16 protein-coding genes are annotated in these 14900 nt (G+C 68.5%); 11 read left to right on the top strand and 5 right to left on the bottom strand.

Annotated features, from left to right (window positions below):
- Together wrbA and ACLJRL_RS02935 are read right to left on the bottom strand one after the other, a co-directional pair.
- Window positions 1-615, bottom strand: a complete 615-nt coding sequence (gene wrbA, locus ACLJRL_RS02930) for an NAD(P)H:quinone oxidoreductase (protein ID WP_410654405.1) — start codon at window positions 613-615, stop codon at window positions 1-3.
- A gap of 48 nt (window positions 616-663) precedes the next feature.
- Window positions 664-1473: a lysophospholipid acyltransferase family protein gene (locus tag ACLJRL_RS02935; RefSeq protein WP_410654406.1), complete on the bottom strand. Its 810-nt coding sequence runs from the start codon at window positions 1471-1473 to the stop codon at window positions 664-666.
- A 127-nt stretch (window positions 1474-1600) separates the two neighbouring features.
- Here ACLJRL_RS02935 and ACLJRL_RS02940 point away from each other — a divergent pair, with 127 nt between their 5' ends.
- From ACLJRL_RS02940 to ACLJRL_RS02955, 4 genes are all read left to right on the top strand, one after another.
- Window positions 1601-4114 carry a DNA translocase FtsK 4TM domain-containing protein gene (locus ACLJRL_RS02940; protein ID WP_410654407.1) on the top strand — a complete coding sequence of 838 codons (2514 nt, stop codon included), beginning with the start codon at window positions 1601-1603 and terminating at the stop codon, window positions 4112-4114.
- 83 nt (window positions 4115-4197) lie between these two features.
- Window positions 4198-5376: an AAA family ATPase gene (locus tag ACLJRL_RS02945; protein WP_410654408.1), complete on the top strand. Its 1179-nt coding sequence runs from the start codon at window positions 4198-4200 to the stop codon at window positions 5374-5376.
- Window positions 5373-5948, top strand: coding sequence for an RloB family protein (locus tag ACLJRL_RS02950; RefSeq protein WP_410654409.1), 576 nt, complete (start codon window positions 5373-5375; stop codon window positions 5946-5948). Before ACLJRL_RS02945 ends, ACLJRL_RS02950 begins: the two co-directional genes overlap by 4 nt.
- 44 nt (window positions 5949-5992) lie before the next feature.
- A complete protein-coding gene (locus ACLJRL_RS02955) occupies window positions 5993-6481 on the top strand; it encodes a hypothetical protein (protein WP_410654410.1) in 489 nt (162 codons plus the stop codon).
- Window positions 6482-6548: 67 nt separating this feature from the next.
- Here ACLJRL_RS02955 and ACLJRL_RS02960 read toward each other — a convergent pair whose 3' ends face one another.
- Both ACLJRL_RS02960 and ACLJRL_RS02965 read right to left on the bottom strand, forming a co-directional pair.
- Window positions 6549-7190 (bottom strand): nitroreductase family protein, encoded by a 642-nt coding sequence (locus ACLJRL_RS02960; protein ID WP_410654411.1) that lies wholly within the window; start codon window positions 7188-7190, stop codon window positions 6549-6551.
- Window positions 7191-7201: 11 nt separating this feature from the next.
- Window positions 7202-8050 carry an alpha/beta fold hydrolase gene (locus tag ACLJRL_RS02965; protein WP_410654412.1) on the bottom strand — a complete coding sequence of 283 codons (849 nt, stop codon included), beginning with the start codon at window positions 8048-8050 and terminating at the stop codon, window positions 7202-7204.
- Window positions 8051-8108: 58 nt separating this feature from the next.
- On the opposite strand from ACLJRL_RS02965, the gene ACLJRL_RS02970 reads away from it, so the two are divergent.
- A complete protein-coding gene (locus ACLJRL_RS02970; protein WP_410654413.1) occupies window positions 8109-8651 on the top strand; it encodes a CGNR zinc finger domain-containing protein in 543 nt (180 codons plus the stop codon).
- Here ACLJRL_RS02970 and ACLJRL_RS02975 read toward each other — a convergent pair.
- Complete coding sequence (locus ACLJRL_RS02975; protein WP_410654414.1) at window positions 8648-9184, bottom strand: amino-acid N-acetyltransferase; 537 nt, start codon at window positions 9182-9184, stop codon at window positions 8648-8650. The genes ACLJRL_RS02970 and ACLJRL_RS02975 overlap by 4 nt on opposite strands.
- An 88-nt stretch (window positions 9185-9272) precedes the next feature.
- Between ACLJRL_RS02975 and rimO the strand changes: the two genes are divergently transcribed.
- The 6 genes from rimO to pspM all read left to right on the top strand — a co-directional run bounded on the left by rimO (window position 9273) and on the right by pspM (window position 14624).
- Window positions 9273-10721, top strand: a complete 1449-nt coding sequence (gene rimO, locus ACLJRL_RS02980) for a 30S ribosomal protein S12 methylthiotransferase RimO (protein WP_410654415.1) — start codon at window positions 9273-9275, stop codon at window positions 10719-10721.
- The gene (gene pgsA, locus ACLJRL_RS02985) at window positions 10718-11359 is read left to right on the top strand and encodes a CDP-diacylglycerol--glycerol-3-phosphate 3-phosphatidyltransferase (RefSeq protein WP_410654416.1); all 642 of its coding nucleotides are present in this window, start codon (window positions 10718-10720) and stop codon (window positions 11357-11359) included. The genes rimO and pgsA overlap by 4 nt, the downstream gene beginning before the upstream one ends.
- Window positions 11356-11826 (top strand): CinA family protein, encoded by a 471-nt coding sequence (locus ACLJRL_RS02990; protein ID WP_410654417.1) that lies wholly within the window; start codon window positions 11356-11358, stop codon window positions 11824-11826. The genes pgsA and ACLJRL_RS02990 overlap by 4 nt, the downstream gene beginning before the upstream one ends.
- A 101-nt stretch (window positions 11827-11927) precedes the next feature.
- Window positions 11928-12401: a helix-turn-helix domain-containing protein gene (locus ACLJRL_RS02995; RefSeq protein WP_410654418.1), complete on the top strand. Its 474-nt coding sequence runs from the start codon at window positions 11928-11930 to the stop codon at window positions 12399-12401.
- A 305-nt stretch (window positions 12402-12706) separates the two neighbouring features.
- Entirely contained in the window at window positions 12707-13549 is an 843-nt protein-coding gene (locus ACLJRL_RS03000; protein ID WP_410654419.1) for a PspA/IM30 family protein, read from the top strand.
- A gap of 70 nt (window positions 13550-13619) precedes the next feature.
- On the top strand, window positions 13620-14624 hold the full coding sequence (pspM, locus tag ACLJRL_RS03005) for a phage shock envelope stress response protein PspM (protein WP_410654420.1): 1005 nt from the start codon (window positions 13620-13622) through the stop codon (window positions 14622-14624).
- Window positions 14625-14900 lie beyond the last annotated feature (276 nt).

Consider the following 14900-nt stretch of genomic DNA (forward strand, 5'->3'; position numbering starts at 1 on the left):
TCAGCCGTCCTTGAAGAGCCCGTCGGCGACATAGCGGGACACGGTGGCGAGCCGCCGGCCCTGGAGACGGAGGGCATCCAGGGCCAGTTCGTCGGGTTCGGCTGACTTGCGCGAGACGAACGAACCGCCGTACGGATTGCCTGATTCGAGCAGGTGCGGGTCGGTGTAGCCGAGCGGCAGGACGAGGGCGCCCCAGTGGTAGAAGATGTTGTTCGTCGCCAGGATCGTCGATTCGAGCCCGCCGTGCGCGGTCGACGCGGTGGTGAACGACGTCGCCACCTTGTTCACCAGCTTCCCCTGCGCCCACAGCCCGCCGGTGCTGTCCAAATAGGACTTCAGCTGGGCGGCGGGGCCGCCGAAGCGGGTCGGGCTCCCGGCCGCGAAACCGTCCGCCCAGTCCAGGTCGTCCAGGGTCGCCGGTTCGTGGTGCGGGCCCGCGTCCACCCAGGCCTGCCAGCGCGGATTGCTCGCGACGGCACCGGGCGGCGCGGTCTCGGGAACCGTGCGGAGGCGGACCTCCGCTTCGGTCTCGCGGGCACCGTCGGCCAGCGCCGACGCCAGTTTCGCGGTGTTGCCCGTCGCGCTGTAGTAGACGACGAGGATGCGGGTGCTCACATCCGCCGACCTTAGGCGAGCGTGAGGACCCGTCTCAGAATCCGGAACTCAGTGCTTCTTCCAGGGACTGACGGTGTCGGTCGGCCGCGTCGGGTCGTGGAACCGTGGCTTGTCCAGCTCGCCGCGGCGCAGCGGCACCATCCCGTCCGTGATCGCCTGCATGATCTTCGCGTGCGCGCGGACCCCGGCGCCCGGCCGCTCCGGCTCGACCTCCGACAGGTCCACCGGGTCGCCGAAGTGCACCTGGAAACGGGGACGGCGCCACGGCGCGCTCAGTCCGGATTTGGCGAGCGGCACCAGGTCGGCGGGGCCATTGACGGTCTCCGTCCCCCAATAGACGGCTTCGTGCGCACCCCATTGGCTGATCGGGATCACCGGCACCCCGGCGGCCAGCGCGAGCCGCGCGGCGCCGGTCTTGCCCCGTTCGGGCCACAGGCCGGGGTCGTGGCTGATCCGGCCTTCGGGATAGACGATGAGCGGGTCATGGGTGGTCCGGAGTGCCTCGGCGGCCTCGGCGAACTGCCCGATGGCCGTGGACGCCACCTTCCGGTCGACCCGCAGGTGGTTGCTGGCCCGCAGCGCCGGGCCGATGACCGGGGCGTCGAGGATGCCACCCGCCAGCATGAACCGCGGGTTGATGCCGATCCGTTTACAGGCCGCCATCAGCACGAACGCGTCGAACACGCCGATGTGGTTGGCCGTCATGAGCAGGGGACGCTTGCGCAGTTCCGCCGGGACACCACCGGTCACGGTGAGTTTCCCGACGAAGTTGACCAGCCCCCGGTCGATGTTCAGCATCGTGCGCCAGATTGCCGGGGCGCGGTGAGCCGAATTCTCATCCTGATGCAGCGCGAACATGGGGCAGAGCATGTCATGAACGCTGTTTCACCCGGATGGCCGCTCAAGCTGTGACCTGAGACGAATGTTCCGCGTGTGCTCCGAGTGGCACCCGAGGCAGGAGGGCCGATGCGGCTACCTTGGAGGTATGGCTAGCGGGTCGACGACGAGGAAACGGAGTACGGCGCGAAGCGGCGGCAGCAAGGGGCCGGCGCGAAAGCCTCGTACCCCGGCGAAGCCCAGGTCAACGGCCGCGAGGAAGCCCGCTCCACGGCGTCCGGCGGCCAGGAAGAAGTCGTCCGGCGCGTTCTCCAAGGGCGTGCGCGGTACCTGGAACCTGCTCGCCAAGGGGCTCGGCACCCTGACGAGGACGGTCGGCCGTAGCCGCGAACTCGAACCCGAGCACCGCCGTGACGGTCTCGCGCTGGGCCTGATCGCGCTCGCGCTGGTGATCGCGTTCGGCGTCTGGTGGCGGGCCGCGGGCCCGATCGGCGGCTGGGTGGAGGTCGCCACCCGATCGGTGCTCGGCGCCGGGGCGGTGACGCTGCCCCTGGTGCTCACCGTGGTGGCCGTCGCGCTGATGCGCTCCGAACCGGTGCCCGAAGCCCGGCCGCGGATGGTCATCGGCACCCTCCTGGTCATCTTGTCCGTGCTCGGCCTGCTGCACATCTTCACCGCGCTGCCCGAGACCAACGACGGCCGGATGTACGCCGGCGGTGTGATCGGCTCGTTCTCCGGCGGTCTGCTGACCATGGGGGTGACGACCTGGGTCGCGGTGCCGTTGCTGGTGCTGGCGCTGCTGTTCGGCACGCTCGTGTTCACCGGGACCCCGGTCCGCGAGATCCCGCACCGGCTGCGCAACTGGGGCCTCGACCCCGAAGAGATCGAGGAGGCCGAGGCCGAACGCCAGGCCATCCACGACGAACGCGACGCCGTCACCGAGGCCGACCCGAAGTCGGTGCGCCTGCGGAAGCCGTCGCGGCGCCGCCAGAGCTCCGTCGACAACGCGGGGGAGCAGCTCGACATCGAGGCCGCGCTGGCCGAAGCGCCGACGCCGCTGCGCCCGCCGAAGCCCGCGGCCGCCAAGCCCGGCGCCGAGGTGCCGGAGAAGAAGGCGAAGAAGGCCGAGCCGCCGATGGCGGTCACCAGGACCGTCGAAGGCGACTACAAGCTCCCGTCGCCGGACCTGCTGAAGCTCGGGGAAGCGCCGAAGTCCCGCAGCAAGGCCAACGACGCCATGATCGAGGCGATCTCCGGCGTGCTGGAGCAGTTCAACGTCGACGCGCAGGTCACCGGGTTCACCCGGGGCCCGACGGTCACCCGGTACGAGGTCGAACTCGGCCCCGGTGTGAAGGTCGAGAAGATCACCGCGCTGACCAAGAACATCGCCTACGCGGTGGCCACCGACAACGTCCGCCTGCTCGCGCCGATCCCCGGCAAGTCCGCGGTCGGGATCGAGGTACCCAACTCCGACCGCGAGATGGTGCGCCTCGGCGACGTCCTGCGCGCGCCGTCGACGGTCAAGGACAACCACCCGATGGTGATCGGCCTCGGCAAGGACATCGAGGGCCATTTCGTCACCGCGAACCTGACGAAGATGCCGCACCTGCTGGTGGCGGGGTCCACCGGTTCCGGTAAGTCGAGCTTCGTGAACTCGATGCTGGTGTCGCTGCTCGCGCGGGCGACGCCGGACGAGTGCCGGATGATCCTGATCGACCCGAAGATGGTCGAGCTGACCCCGTACGAGGGCATCCCGCACCTGATCACGCCCATCATCACCCAGCCGAAGAAGGCCGCCGCGGCGCTGGCCTGGCTGGTGGAGGAGATGGAGCAGCGGTATCAGGACATGCAGGTCAACAAGGTCCGGCACATCGACGACTACAACAAGAAGGTGCGCTCGGGCGAGATCACCGCGCCGCCCGGCAGCGAGCGCGTGTACCAGCCGTACCCGTACATCATGGCGATCGTCGACGAGCTCGCCGACCTGATGATGACCGCCCCGCGCGACGTCGAAGACGCGATCGTGCGGATCACCCAGAAGGCGCGTGCCGCCGGTATCCACCTGGTGCTGGCGACCCAGCGCCCGTCGGTCGACGTCGTGACCGGCCTGATCAAGACCAACGTGCCCTCGCGGCTGGCATTCGCGACGTCTTCGCTCACCGACTCGCGGGTCATCCTCGACCAGCCGGGCGCGGAGAAGCTCATCGGTATGGGTGACGCCCTCTACCTGCCGATGGGTGCCGGGAAACCGGTCCGCATCCAGGGCGCCTTCGTCGGCGACGAAGAGATCTCCGCGGTGGTGAACTTCGCCAAGGACCAGGCGCAGCCGGACTACCAGGACGGCGTCACCGCGGCGAAGGCCGGCGAGAAGAAGGAGATCGACGCCGACATCGGCGATGACCTCGACGTCCTGCTGCAGGCCGCCGAGCTGATCGTCACCTCGCAGTTCGGTTCGACCTCGATGCTCCAGCGGAAGCTGCGCGTCGGCTTCGCCAAGGCGGGCCGCCTGATGGACCTGCTGGAAAGCCGCGGCGTCGTCGGACCGTCCGAGGGCTCGAAAGCGCGGGACGTGCTGATCAAACCGGACGAGCTGGAGTCGGTGCTGTTCATGATCCGCGGCGGCGGAGACGCGAACGGCGGAGACCTGCCCGAAGACGACTGACCGAGCCTGGGTGATGCTTCAGGCCGTTCTGTGCGGTTTACTGGTACAGAACAGTCTGAAACTTTGCCAGGGAGGTGGTCAGGGTGCTGCGCAGCTTCCGTTTGGGCAACCACCGCTCGTTCCGGGACGAGCAGGAACTGCTCCTGATGCCCGCCATGCCGGGAGACGATCGACCGGCGGTCCCGGTGGCCGCGATCTACGGTGCGAACGCCTCCGGGAAGTCGAACCTTCTCGACGGGCTCTACACCATGAGTTCCCTGGTGGAGGGTTACTGGAGCGTGCTGCACAAGAGCCATTTCCGGCTGGATCGTGATGCTGCCCTGCGTCCGTCGACGTACGTTGTCGAGTTGATGCTCGACGACGTCCGTTACACGTATGGGTTCCGGATCGACGGTGAGAGGGCGACCGACCGGGTGGCGGAGGAGTGGCTCTACACCTATCCGGAGAAGCGTCGGCGCGTCGTTTTCGAACGGCAGGGCGCGAGCGTGCGCCTCGGGAGTACGGCGGCGGACCTCAAGAGCAAATTCGCCGTGCTGGAGGAACTGATCCAGCCGAACGCGCTGTTGCTCAGTGTTTGCGACCGGCTGCAGCTGGGTCCTCTGGTCCCGGTCTATCGCTGGTTCAAACAAGAGCTCCGGGTCTGGCTCAGGCACCGGCCATGGGAACCGCTCGAGGTCCAGAGCCGCGTCACCGACTTCATCGACGTGGATCCGGAGAACCGGAAGCGGTTGGTCTCCCTGTTGCGTGCGGCCGACACCGGGATCACCGGCATGGTCGTCAAGCAGGAGGAGGACAGTGATCATCGTTCGGTACGTCTCCAGCACGGCCAGGACGTCGAGCCGTTCACTTTGTTCGACGAGTCGGCCGGGACGAACAATTGGCTGGGACTTCTGCCCACCGTGCTGACGGTGCTGGACAACGGGTTGACCTTCGTCGTGGACGAGATCGACACCAGTCTTCATCCCCTGCTCATGGCCAAGCTGGTCGGACTGTTCCGCGACCAGGAGATCAACCGGCGGGGAGCACAGCTGATCTTCACCACGCACGACACCAGCCTCCTGGGCACCATGCTCGGTGACCAGGCGCTGGATCGCGATCAGATCTGGTTCGTCGACAAGGACGCCGACGGCGCGAGCGAGCTGTACCCGCTCACAGACTTCAAGCCGCGCAAGGACCAGAACACCGAGCGGCGTTACCTCGCCGGTAGCTATGGTGCCGTTCCGGTGCTGGGCGACTTCTCCGGCACTCTGCTGAACAGATGACCCGTCGCGAGAACAGCGGCCGGCGGCGCCCGGCGTTCCGGGAGCAACGGACCTCGATCCTCGTCGTCTGCGGAGCCGAGGCCACGGAGCCCGCGTACTTCGAGGGACTCAAGCGGGCGCGCCGGAACCCGGCCGTCACGATCAAGATCAAGGCGAAACGCGGCGCCCCGGAGACAGTGGTCAAGTACGCGGCGGGCATGCGTGACCGTGCCGAGGGCACCCACGACGAGGTGTGGTGCGTGGTCGATGTCGACGAGTTCGACCTCGGCAAGGCGGTGGCGACCGCCTACCGGCTCGACGTCAACCTGGCGATCTCGAACCCGTGTTTCGAGTTCTGGCTGCTACTGCATTTCGAGGCCTGCTCGGCCCCCTTGATCTGTTACGGCGACGTGGCAAAACGCCTGGTCAAGCATGTTCCGGGATTCAGTAAGGCCGCTTTGCGCTTCACCGACTACGAGAGCGGGGTCGAGTCCGCGGTCATACGGGCGAGAAAGCAGAACCGCGAGCCCGGCGCCGAGCACGGCCGTAACCCGTCCACCGGCGTTTGGGCTCTGGTGGAAAAGATCGGCTGAAGAACCGATGCAACGGAACGGGGGCTCCGTTCCGTCCAGAACTCGTGGACCTGAAGAAGCTGCTCGTCGTCCTGTGCGCCCTGGCCGGTCTCGCCTGCGGAGCCGGCAGCTCCGCCGCGCGGGAACAACCCGCCGCGGCCCCGCCCGCGCCGGTGCAGCAGCAGCCTCAGCCACCTCGAGCGCCCCAGCCGCAGCCGGCCCCGGAGAAGGCCAAAGACACCGTGGAGCTGGGGGAGACCGTCGTCCTCAAGGCCGGTGAGACGGCCGAGGTCGCGTCGAAGGACGTCAGTATCCGGTTCGCCCGGCTGGTGTCCGATTCGCGCTGTCCCGAGGGCATGGTCTGCGTCTGGGCCGGGGAAGCGGTGATCTCCCTGACGCTGGCCGAGCCGGGACGCGGTGAGCGGACGACGGCGGAACTGACCTCCACCGGACGTGGTGGCGCGCAGTCCGTCGAGTTCGCCGCCTGCCGGGTGGACCTGGTCGCCGTGAGTTCGGGGGGCGACCAGGTCACCCTGCGGGTGTCGAAGGCCTAGTTCAAGTCCGTGAAGGCCTCCTTGAGGGACTCAGAGTCCCTCAAGGAGGCCTTCACGGACAGTCAATCTAGAGCGCGTTACCCCAGCCGTCGAGGTAGGCGACGTCCTCCAGCGGCACGCGCGAAGCGGGCTTGAAGTCCGGCACGGTCGTGTACGCGACCGGAAGCAGCCCGATCTGGGTGACGTCCGAGGGGATGCCGAGGATCTCGGCCGCCTCCGCCTCGTGGGTCAGGTGATACGTGGTGAGCGTCGAGCCGAGGCCGCGCGAGCGCAGCGCCAGCTGGAAGTTCCACACCGCCGGGAAGATCCCGCCGTAGAACGCCGCGTCGGTCGCGTTGTCCCCGCTCGGCCTGCCCTGCAGGCACGGGATGACGTACACCGGCACCCGGTCGATCACGTCGATCAGGTGCTGCCCCGAAGCGAACGCGCGTGCCACGGACGGCTGATCGATCGCCTCGCCGACGGCGGCGATGTTCGCCTCCAGATAAGCCTTGCCGACCTCGCGGAACAGCGTCGCCAGCTTGTCCTTCACGTCCTGGTCGCGGATGACGAGCCAGCGCCAGGCCTGCGCGTTGCCCGGCGTGGGCGCCTGCAGCGCGAGCCGCAGGCACTCCTCGAGCACCTCGGGTTCGACCGGCCGTTCCAGGTCGAGTTTGCGGCGGACCGCCCTCGTGGTGCTGAGCAGGTGGTCGGTGACCGAGGTGTCCATACCTTGCCCTTCTACAGATGCGCGGCCAGGAAGCGGTCGATCAGGTCGCTGATCGGTTCGACGTCCTCCTCCAGCGCGAAATGCCCGGTGTCGAACAGATGAACCTCCGCCTGGGGGACATCTTTCCGGAACGCCTCGGCCCCCGCCGGGAGGAAGAACTGGTCGTTGCGGCCCCAGACCGCGAGCACCGGCGGCTGGGCTTCCCTGAGCCACGCTTGGAACTTCGGGTAGACCGGCGGGTTGTTCCGGTAGTCCCACAACAGGTCCTGCATCGCCTCCGTCCGGCCGGGACGGTCGAGGAAGTACCGGTCCAGCAGGTAGCTCGACGGGTCGATCGCCTCCGGATCGCGCGCGCCTTCGGTGTACTGCCACCGGATCTGCTCAAGCCCGAGGATCTCCGCGAACCCGCGCCGCGCCTCGGTTTCGTCGGTCAGGGCGGCGAAGTCCGGCATCGCCGGGCCGAGACCTTCGACGTAGGCGTTGCCGTTCTGGGTGATCAGCGCGGTGACCTCGGACGGCCGCGCGATCGCCAGCCGCAGGCCGGCCGGAGCGCCGAAATCGAAGACGTAGAGCGCGTACCGGCGCAGTTCCAGCGCGTCGACGAAGTCGCCGAGCACGTCGCCGAGCCGGTCGAAGGTGAAGGTGAAGTCCTCGGGCGTGACGGTCTGCCCGAACCCCGGGAGATCCGGCGCGATGAGCCGCCATCTTCCGGACAGCCGGTGCATCAGCCGGACGAACTGGTGCGACGACGTCGGAAAGCCGTGCAGCAACAGCAGCGCGGGCGCGTCGGGGTCGCCCGCCTCTCGGTAGAAGACCTCGACGTCGCCGAGCCGGACGGAACGGTGCCGGATGTTCACCATGACAGGCTCCTAATGGTTGAAAGTGTCTGTAACCATTAGTACCTGATAGTGTCAAGGCATGCTCGATCTGGACTCCCTTCCCGGCGACGATCTCGCGGTGAACCTCGCCGACACCGTCCTGCTGGCCGTCTCGCCGTCGATCGATCTGCTCGACGACGGGCACGACCGGTTCTGGGCGGCCCAGGCGCCACTGTTGCCCGAGGAGGCGCGGCCGCCGTCGGCGGAGCAGACGAGGCGGCTGCGCTCGGCGGTGCGCGAGATCTTCGAAGCCAAAGTGGCCGCGCGTGAGCCCGGGCCGTGGGCGATCGAGCGGGTGAACGCGGCCGCGGCGGCCGTCCCCACCAGCCCGCGGCTCATCGCCGAGGGCGCCGGGGGCGCCGAGGTGAGCTGGCACGGCGAGGACGGCGGCGAGATCGCCCTCGCCGCCGTCGCGGTGGCCGCGATCGACCTCGTGTCCGGGCCGCGCGCCGACCGGTTACGGCGATGCGGCGCGCACGACTGCTCGATGCTGTTCGTGGCGGCCAACAGCCGGCGTGTCTGGTGCACGCCGTCGCTGTGCGGCAACCGGGTCCGGGTCGCCCGCCACGCGAAAAAGCCTTAAAGCTCGAGCAGCATCCGGCTGTTGCCCAGGGTGTTGGGCTTCACATAGGGCAGGTCGAGGAATTCCGCGACACCCGGATCGGCCGAGCGCCGCATCTCCTCGTAGACCTCCTGGGTCACCGGGGTGCCGTCTATCTCGACGAAGCCGTGCCCGGCGAAGAAATGGGTCTCGAAGGTCAGCACGAACAGCCGCTTCAGCCCGATCTCGCGGGCGAAGTCGATCAGCTGCCCCACCAGCGCGTGCCCGATGCCACGACCTCGGCAGCCCTTGTCGACCGCGATGGTGCGCAGCTCGCCAATGTCCTCCCACAGCACGTGGAGGGCACCGCAGCCGAGCACCTCGTCGTCTTCTTCGACCACCCAGAACTCCTGGACGCTCTCGTAGAGGGTGACGAGCTCCTTTTCCAGCAGCACCGTCCCCGCGTCGGAGTCGACCAGCGCCTTGATCTTGCGGACGTCCGCGATCCGCGCCCGGCGAACGGTCGGGCGGCGGCGAAGGAGCGGTTCGAGGGGGTCTGACAGCACATCCACCATTAAGCCATCCATGAAGCCATGATCGGCCGACGGCTCGCCCGAGCAAGCGATCGCCGACCCCGAGAGCAGGCCAGCTACCCTGAGGCACGTGCCTTCTCCCACCACTGAACCTGTCGCCACTCGTCGCGTATCCTTGCTGACCCTCGGTTGCGCCCGCAACGAGGTCGATTCCGAGGAACTCGCCGGACGACTGGCCGCGGGAGGCTGGGAGCTCGCCGCCGAGCCCGAGGACTCCGACGTCGTGGTCGTCAACACCTGTGGCTTCGTCGAGTCCGCCAAGAAAGACTCGGTCGACACGCTGCTCGCCGCGTCCGACACGGGCAAGAAGGTCGTCGCCGTCGGCTGCATGGCCGAGCGCTACGGCAACGAGCTGGCCGAGAGCCTTCCCGAGGCCGACGCGGTGCTGGGCTTCGACCACTACGCCGACCTCTCCGCGCGTCTCGACGACGTGGTGGCCGGCCGCACGGTCGCGTCGCACACCCCGTCCGACCGCCGCAAGCTGCTGCCGATCAGCCCGGTCCAGCGTCCGACGGCCGCCGAGTCGGTCGAGGTGCCCGGGCACGCGCAGCGCGGCTGGGGGCCGCGGGTGCTGCGGACCCGGCTCGACACCTCCCCGGTGGCCGCGCTGAAGATCGCGTCCGGCTGCGACCGCCGCTGCTCGTTCTGCGCGATCCCGTCGTTCCGCGGTTCCTTCGTGTCCCGGCAACCGGACGAGATCGTCGCCGAGGCGATGTGGCTTGCGGAGAACGGTGTCAAGGAGGTCTTCCTCGTCTCGGAGAACTCCACCTCCTACGGCAAGGACTTCGGCCGTGACGGCGCCCGCGCGCTCGAACTGCTGGTACCGCGCCTGGCCGAGGTGCCCGGCATCGAGCGTGTCCGCGTCTCGTACCTGCAGCCCGCCGAGACGCGTCCCGGCCTGGTCAAGGCCATCGCGACCACTCCGGGCGTCGCCGACTACTTCGACTTGTCCTTCCAGCACTCCAGTGAGACCGTGCTGCGCCGCATGCGCCGTTTCGGTTCCACGGACTCGTTCCTCGCGCTGACCGAGCAGATCCGGGAATACTCGCCCGCCGCCGGTATCCGCACCAACGTCATCGTCGGGTTCCCGGGCGAGACCGAAGAGGACGTCGCGGAGCTGGAGCGCTTCCTGACCGGCGCACGGCTGGACGCGGTGGGCGTCTTCGGCTACTCGGACGAGGACGGCACCGAAGCCGAGACCTTCGACGGCAAGCTCGACGAGTCCGTCGTGACGCAGCGGGTCTCGCGGATCTCCGCGCTGGTCGAGGAGCTGACCACGCAGCGGGCCGAGGAGCGCATCGGCGACTTCGTCGACGTGCTCATCGAGCAGACCGAAGAGGGCGAAGACCCGATCGGCCGCGCCGCGCACCAGGCCCCCGAGGTCGATGGCGAGTGCGTCCTGGTGGAAACGGACGACCTGCCCTCGCTCTCGATCGGTGACTTCGTGCGCTGCGAGGTCATCGACTCCGAGGGTGTCGACCTCATCGTGCGCCCCGCGCCGCCCGAGGCCGACCGGTGAATGCCGCCCCGAGCGACGCCGGTGCCGGTGAGGGCACCGGCGGTGAACCCGCCCGGGTCCCCGAGGCCACCCCGGTCCCGACGCTGAATCTCGCGAACATGCTCACGATGTCGCGGCTGGTGCTGGTGCCGCTGTTCATCTATGCGCTGTTCGAGGGCGACGGGACGGACACCTTCTGGCGCGCGATGGCCACCGCGCTGTTCGCGATCGCGTCGTTCACCGACCAGGTCGACGGCTGGGTCGCGCGGAAATACGGGCTGATCACCGACTTCGGCAAGATCGCCGACCCGATCGCGGACAAGGCGCTGATCGGCGCCGCGCTGATCGGGCTGAGCGTGCTCGGCGAACTGGGCTGGTGGGTCACCATCGTCATCGCGATCCGCGAGATCGGCGTGACGCTGCTGCGCTTCTGGGTGATCCGGCACGGCGTCATCCCGGCCAGCCGGGGCGGCAAGGCCAAGACGATGGCGCAGGTCGCGGCCATCACCGCGTACCTGCTCCCGCTGCCGGAGGCCGCCGAGCCGGTGCGCTGGGTGCTGATGGGGCTCGCGCTGGTGCTGACCGTCGTCACCGGTCTCGACTACGTCGTGCGAGCGGTGCGCCTGCGCGCCGCCGGACGTCGTGCGGCGGGCGCGTGACCGTCACAACCGGTGAGACCTTGGTCACTCACCTGATCGAGCGGGGGGAGACGGTCGCGACGGCCGAGTCGCTCACCGCGGGTCTGGTCTGCGCGACGCTGACCGAAGTCCCCGGATCGAGTGCCGTGGTCAGGGGTGGTCTGATCGTTTACGCCACCGACCTGAAGACCCGGCTCGCCGGCGTCGACAGCGATCTTCTCGCCGCCCAGGGAGCCGTTCATCCCGAGGTCGCGGCGCAATTGGCCGCCGGGGCGCGGGACCGCTGCGGTGCCACCTGGGGCCTCGGCCTGACCGGTGTCGCGGGCCCTTCGGGGCAGGACGGGGTCGAGCCGGGGACCGTCCACGTCGGTCTCGCCGGGCCGGGTGTGCTCACCGTCCGTACGCTGGACTTGAGCGGCGATCGAGCCGCCGTCAGGGCAGGTGCGGTCCGTGGCGCGTTGGCCCTGCTGGGGGAACATCTCGGATGATCGCCGCGTTCGCCCTTGGCGTATTGCCGTGTCAACACCTGCGCCCGGGGCACCGCTCTGGGTAACGTAGGGGGCAGTCAGTCCTGGAAGGGAGGCGCGTGATGACCGTGCTGTTGCGCGAGGCGATCGGCGACCGGCTCCGACACGCCCGCACGAACCAGCGTCGAACGCTGCGAGACATCTCCCGCGCCGCCAGGGTGAGCCTCGGCTACCTTTCCGAGGTCGAGCGTGGGCAGAAGGAAGCGTCGAGCGAACTGCTGGCATCCATCTGCGAGGCTCTGGAGCTTCCGCTGGGCGAACTTCTGCACAAGGTCGCGGCCGATGTTTCGGCGATCGACCACGTCGACCGTGTCGATAACGTCGAGGTCGCCCCGGTCGACGACAAGGTCGAAGCCGGCAAGCGGCGGGCCGCGGAACGCGAGGCCGCCGAGGCCTCGGCGGGTGGCCTCGAAGGTGGCCGCCTGGTGTCCGAGCTGATCGGCAACGACCTGGCCGACCTGCGGATTTCGCCGCCGCCGCGGATGAGCCCCGCTCTGCGGACGACGATCTCCGCCCCGAAGATGGTCGCCGCCTAGTAGCTGTGTCGAGATGAGGCCCCAGGTATCGCGCCTGGGGCCTTTCTCGTCTCCTCGTGCGCGTGTCGGCTGTTCGGCTCCCCTAAGGGCACGTCTTCACCGAGGGTCACCGGCGCCGAAACCCGAAAGGTCGCGCATATCACAGTCAGGGGTATCCCTGAATTCCGTCGGGGTCGCCTGGAACGCGGGACGCCGACCTGACACGATGGAACTCAACGCCGGGGTCGGGACGTTGCAACATCACAAGAGGGGACGCCCCACCTCGAGGTAACAGCCCGTGGGATGCGAGAAGGCAGGCGGAGGAGATGGCCAACCCGTTCGTGAAGTTCTGGAAGTACATGATGGCGGCATTCTCGTCGAAGATCGACGAGCACGCTGACCCGAAGGTACAGATCCAGCAGGCCATCGAGGAGGCGCAGCGCAACCACCAGGCGCTGACCCAGCAGGCCGCCTCGGTGATCGGTAACCAGCGCCAGCTGGAGATGAAGCTGAACCGCCAGCTCGGCGACGTCGAGAAGCTGCAGGCCTCGACCCGTCAGGCGCTGGTGCTCGCCGACGAGGCGCGTGCCAAGGGCGATGAGGAGAAGGCGGTCGAGTTCGAGAACGCGGCCGAGAGTTTCGCCGCGCAGCTCGTCACCGCCGAGCAGAGCATCGAAGACCTGAAGACCCTGCACGACCAGTCTCTCCAGGCTGCGGCGCAGGCGAAGAAGGCCGTCGAGCGCAACGCGACCATGCTGCAGCAGAAGCTGGCCGAGCGCACCAAGCTGCTCTCTCAGCTGGAGCAGGCGAAGATGCAGGAGCAGGTCTCCGCTTCGCTGAACCAGATGAGCCAGCTGGCCGCGCCGGGCAACACCCCGTCCCTGGAAGACGTTCGCGACAAGATCGAGAAGCGCTACACCACCGCGCTCGGCTCGGCCGAACTCGCACAGAACTCCGTACAGGGCCGGATGATGGAAGTCCAGGCGTCGACGACGCAGCTCGCGGGACACTCGCGCTTGGAGCAGATCCGCGCTTCCATGAAGGGTGACTCCGTCGCGCAGGTGACCGACGGCAAGACCGCCGCCGCGCCGAAGGCGTCGGGTGGCGCGGACATCCAGCGTGAGATCCAGGCACGGGTTCAGGCCGAACAGGGCAAGAACCCCGCCTGACACACCTAGAGCCGGTCCCGCACCCCCACGTGGGTGCGGGGCCGGTCTCACCGAAAGAGGGGCGAGGGTAATGGGCCAGGGCAGGCGCAAGGACTTCGGGGAGTTCACCGCCAAGCTTGAGAAGCACATCGAGAAGCTTCCCGACTACGCCCAGCGCGCGCAGGAAAAGCTGCAGCGCTACATCCCGCCCTCCGAGCAGGGCTCCCGGCCTTCGACTCCCACGTCGCCCACACCGCCCAGGCCGTCCAGGCCTCAGTCGCGGCCGAGCATGCCGAAGATGCCCCCGATGCCGAAGATGTCGCAGCAGCTGACGTCCATGGCGGCGGGCCAGCTCCCGGGTGTTTCCGAGGCCAAGGCGAAATGGGCCCGCTGGAACGAGCCGGCCGCGAAGCTGGAAAGGCGCAAGCGCCGGACCTCCAGGGCGCTCACGTTCTGGATCCTCCTCACCATCCTTTGTGGACTGTTCGCCGTCGTCGCCGGTCTTGGCCTGCTCAAGGACGGCCAGGCCGACGTCTTCCAGGCCATCGCCGGCAGCGCGTTCACCCTCGTCTTCGGCACGTTCGGCGTCCGGTCGGGGCTGAAGCTGCGCGCGCTCAACCGCACCGTGCTGCCCGCCGCACCCGCCGCGCCGCCACCGCTGCCCTCGGCGCGGTCGGTCGCGCGGGAACCGATGGAGCGCCTCGTCGAGAGCGAGGCTTCACTGGCGGAGCTGCTTCGCCAGCTTTCCCAGCCGACGTCGCTCGGCACCATGCCGGTGTCGGAGATCGCCGTGGCGGACGCCCGGGCCACGTCGACGGAAGCCGCGCAGGCGCTGCGCGGGCTGGCCGGCCGGATCCAGGCGATCGAACGCGGCCGCGACTCCGCGCCCGAGCGGGAGCGGGGCGCCCTCGACGCCGCCATCGCCCAGTTGCGGGTCCAGCTCGACGACGGTGTCGACGGCTACGGCGGTCTCGTCGCGGCCGCCGGGCACACCGTCGCCGCGAGTTCCGACGGGATGACGTCGTCCAAGGAGTCCCTCTCGGACGCGACCGACAAGCTCGCCGGGCTGGCCATGGCGCTCCGAGAGCTGTCCTGACCCTGTCCTGAGCAGCCGCTTTCCTGGACAATCGTCTCATTCGTCCTTGCTAATAATCCACTGAGTAACAAGTCGCTCACTGTGCGGTACCGAAACGCTCGCGTAACCCGAATCCGCTGGTTACGGAAACTCGCGATGCCTAACGTTCCTTTCATGCACGCAGTGCTCATCCCAGCCCGGGCCTGAACCCAGCCCGCGTGAGCGGGCGTCTCAGGGTGGCGGACCGGACACAGTGGATCTCGCAGTGGTCTTTCTCGTCCCCGCCGAGGAAAGGAC

This window comes from Amycolatopsis sp. lyj-112, from assembly GCF_046549055.1.
GTDB lineage: Bacteria > Actinomycetota > Actinomycetes > Mycobacteriales > Pseudonocardiaceae > Amycolatopsis.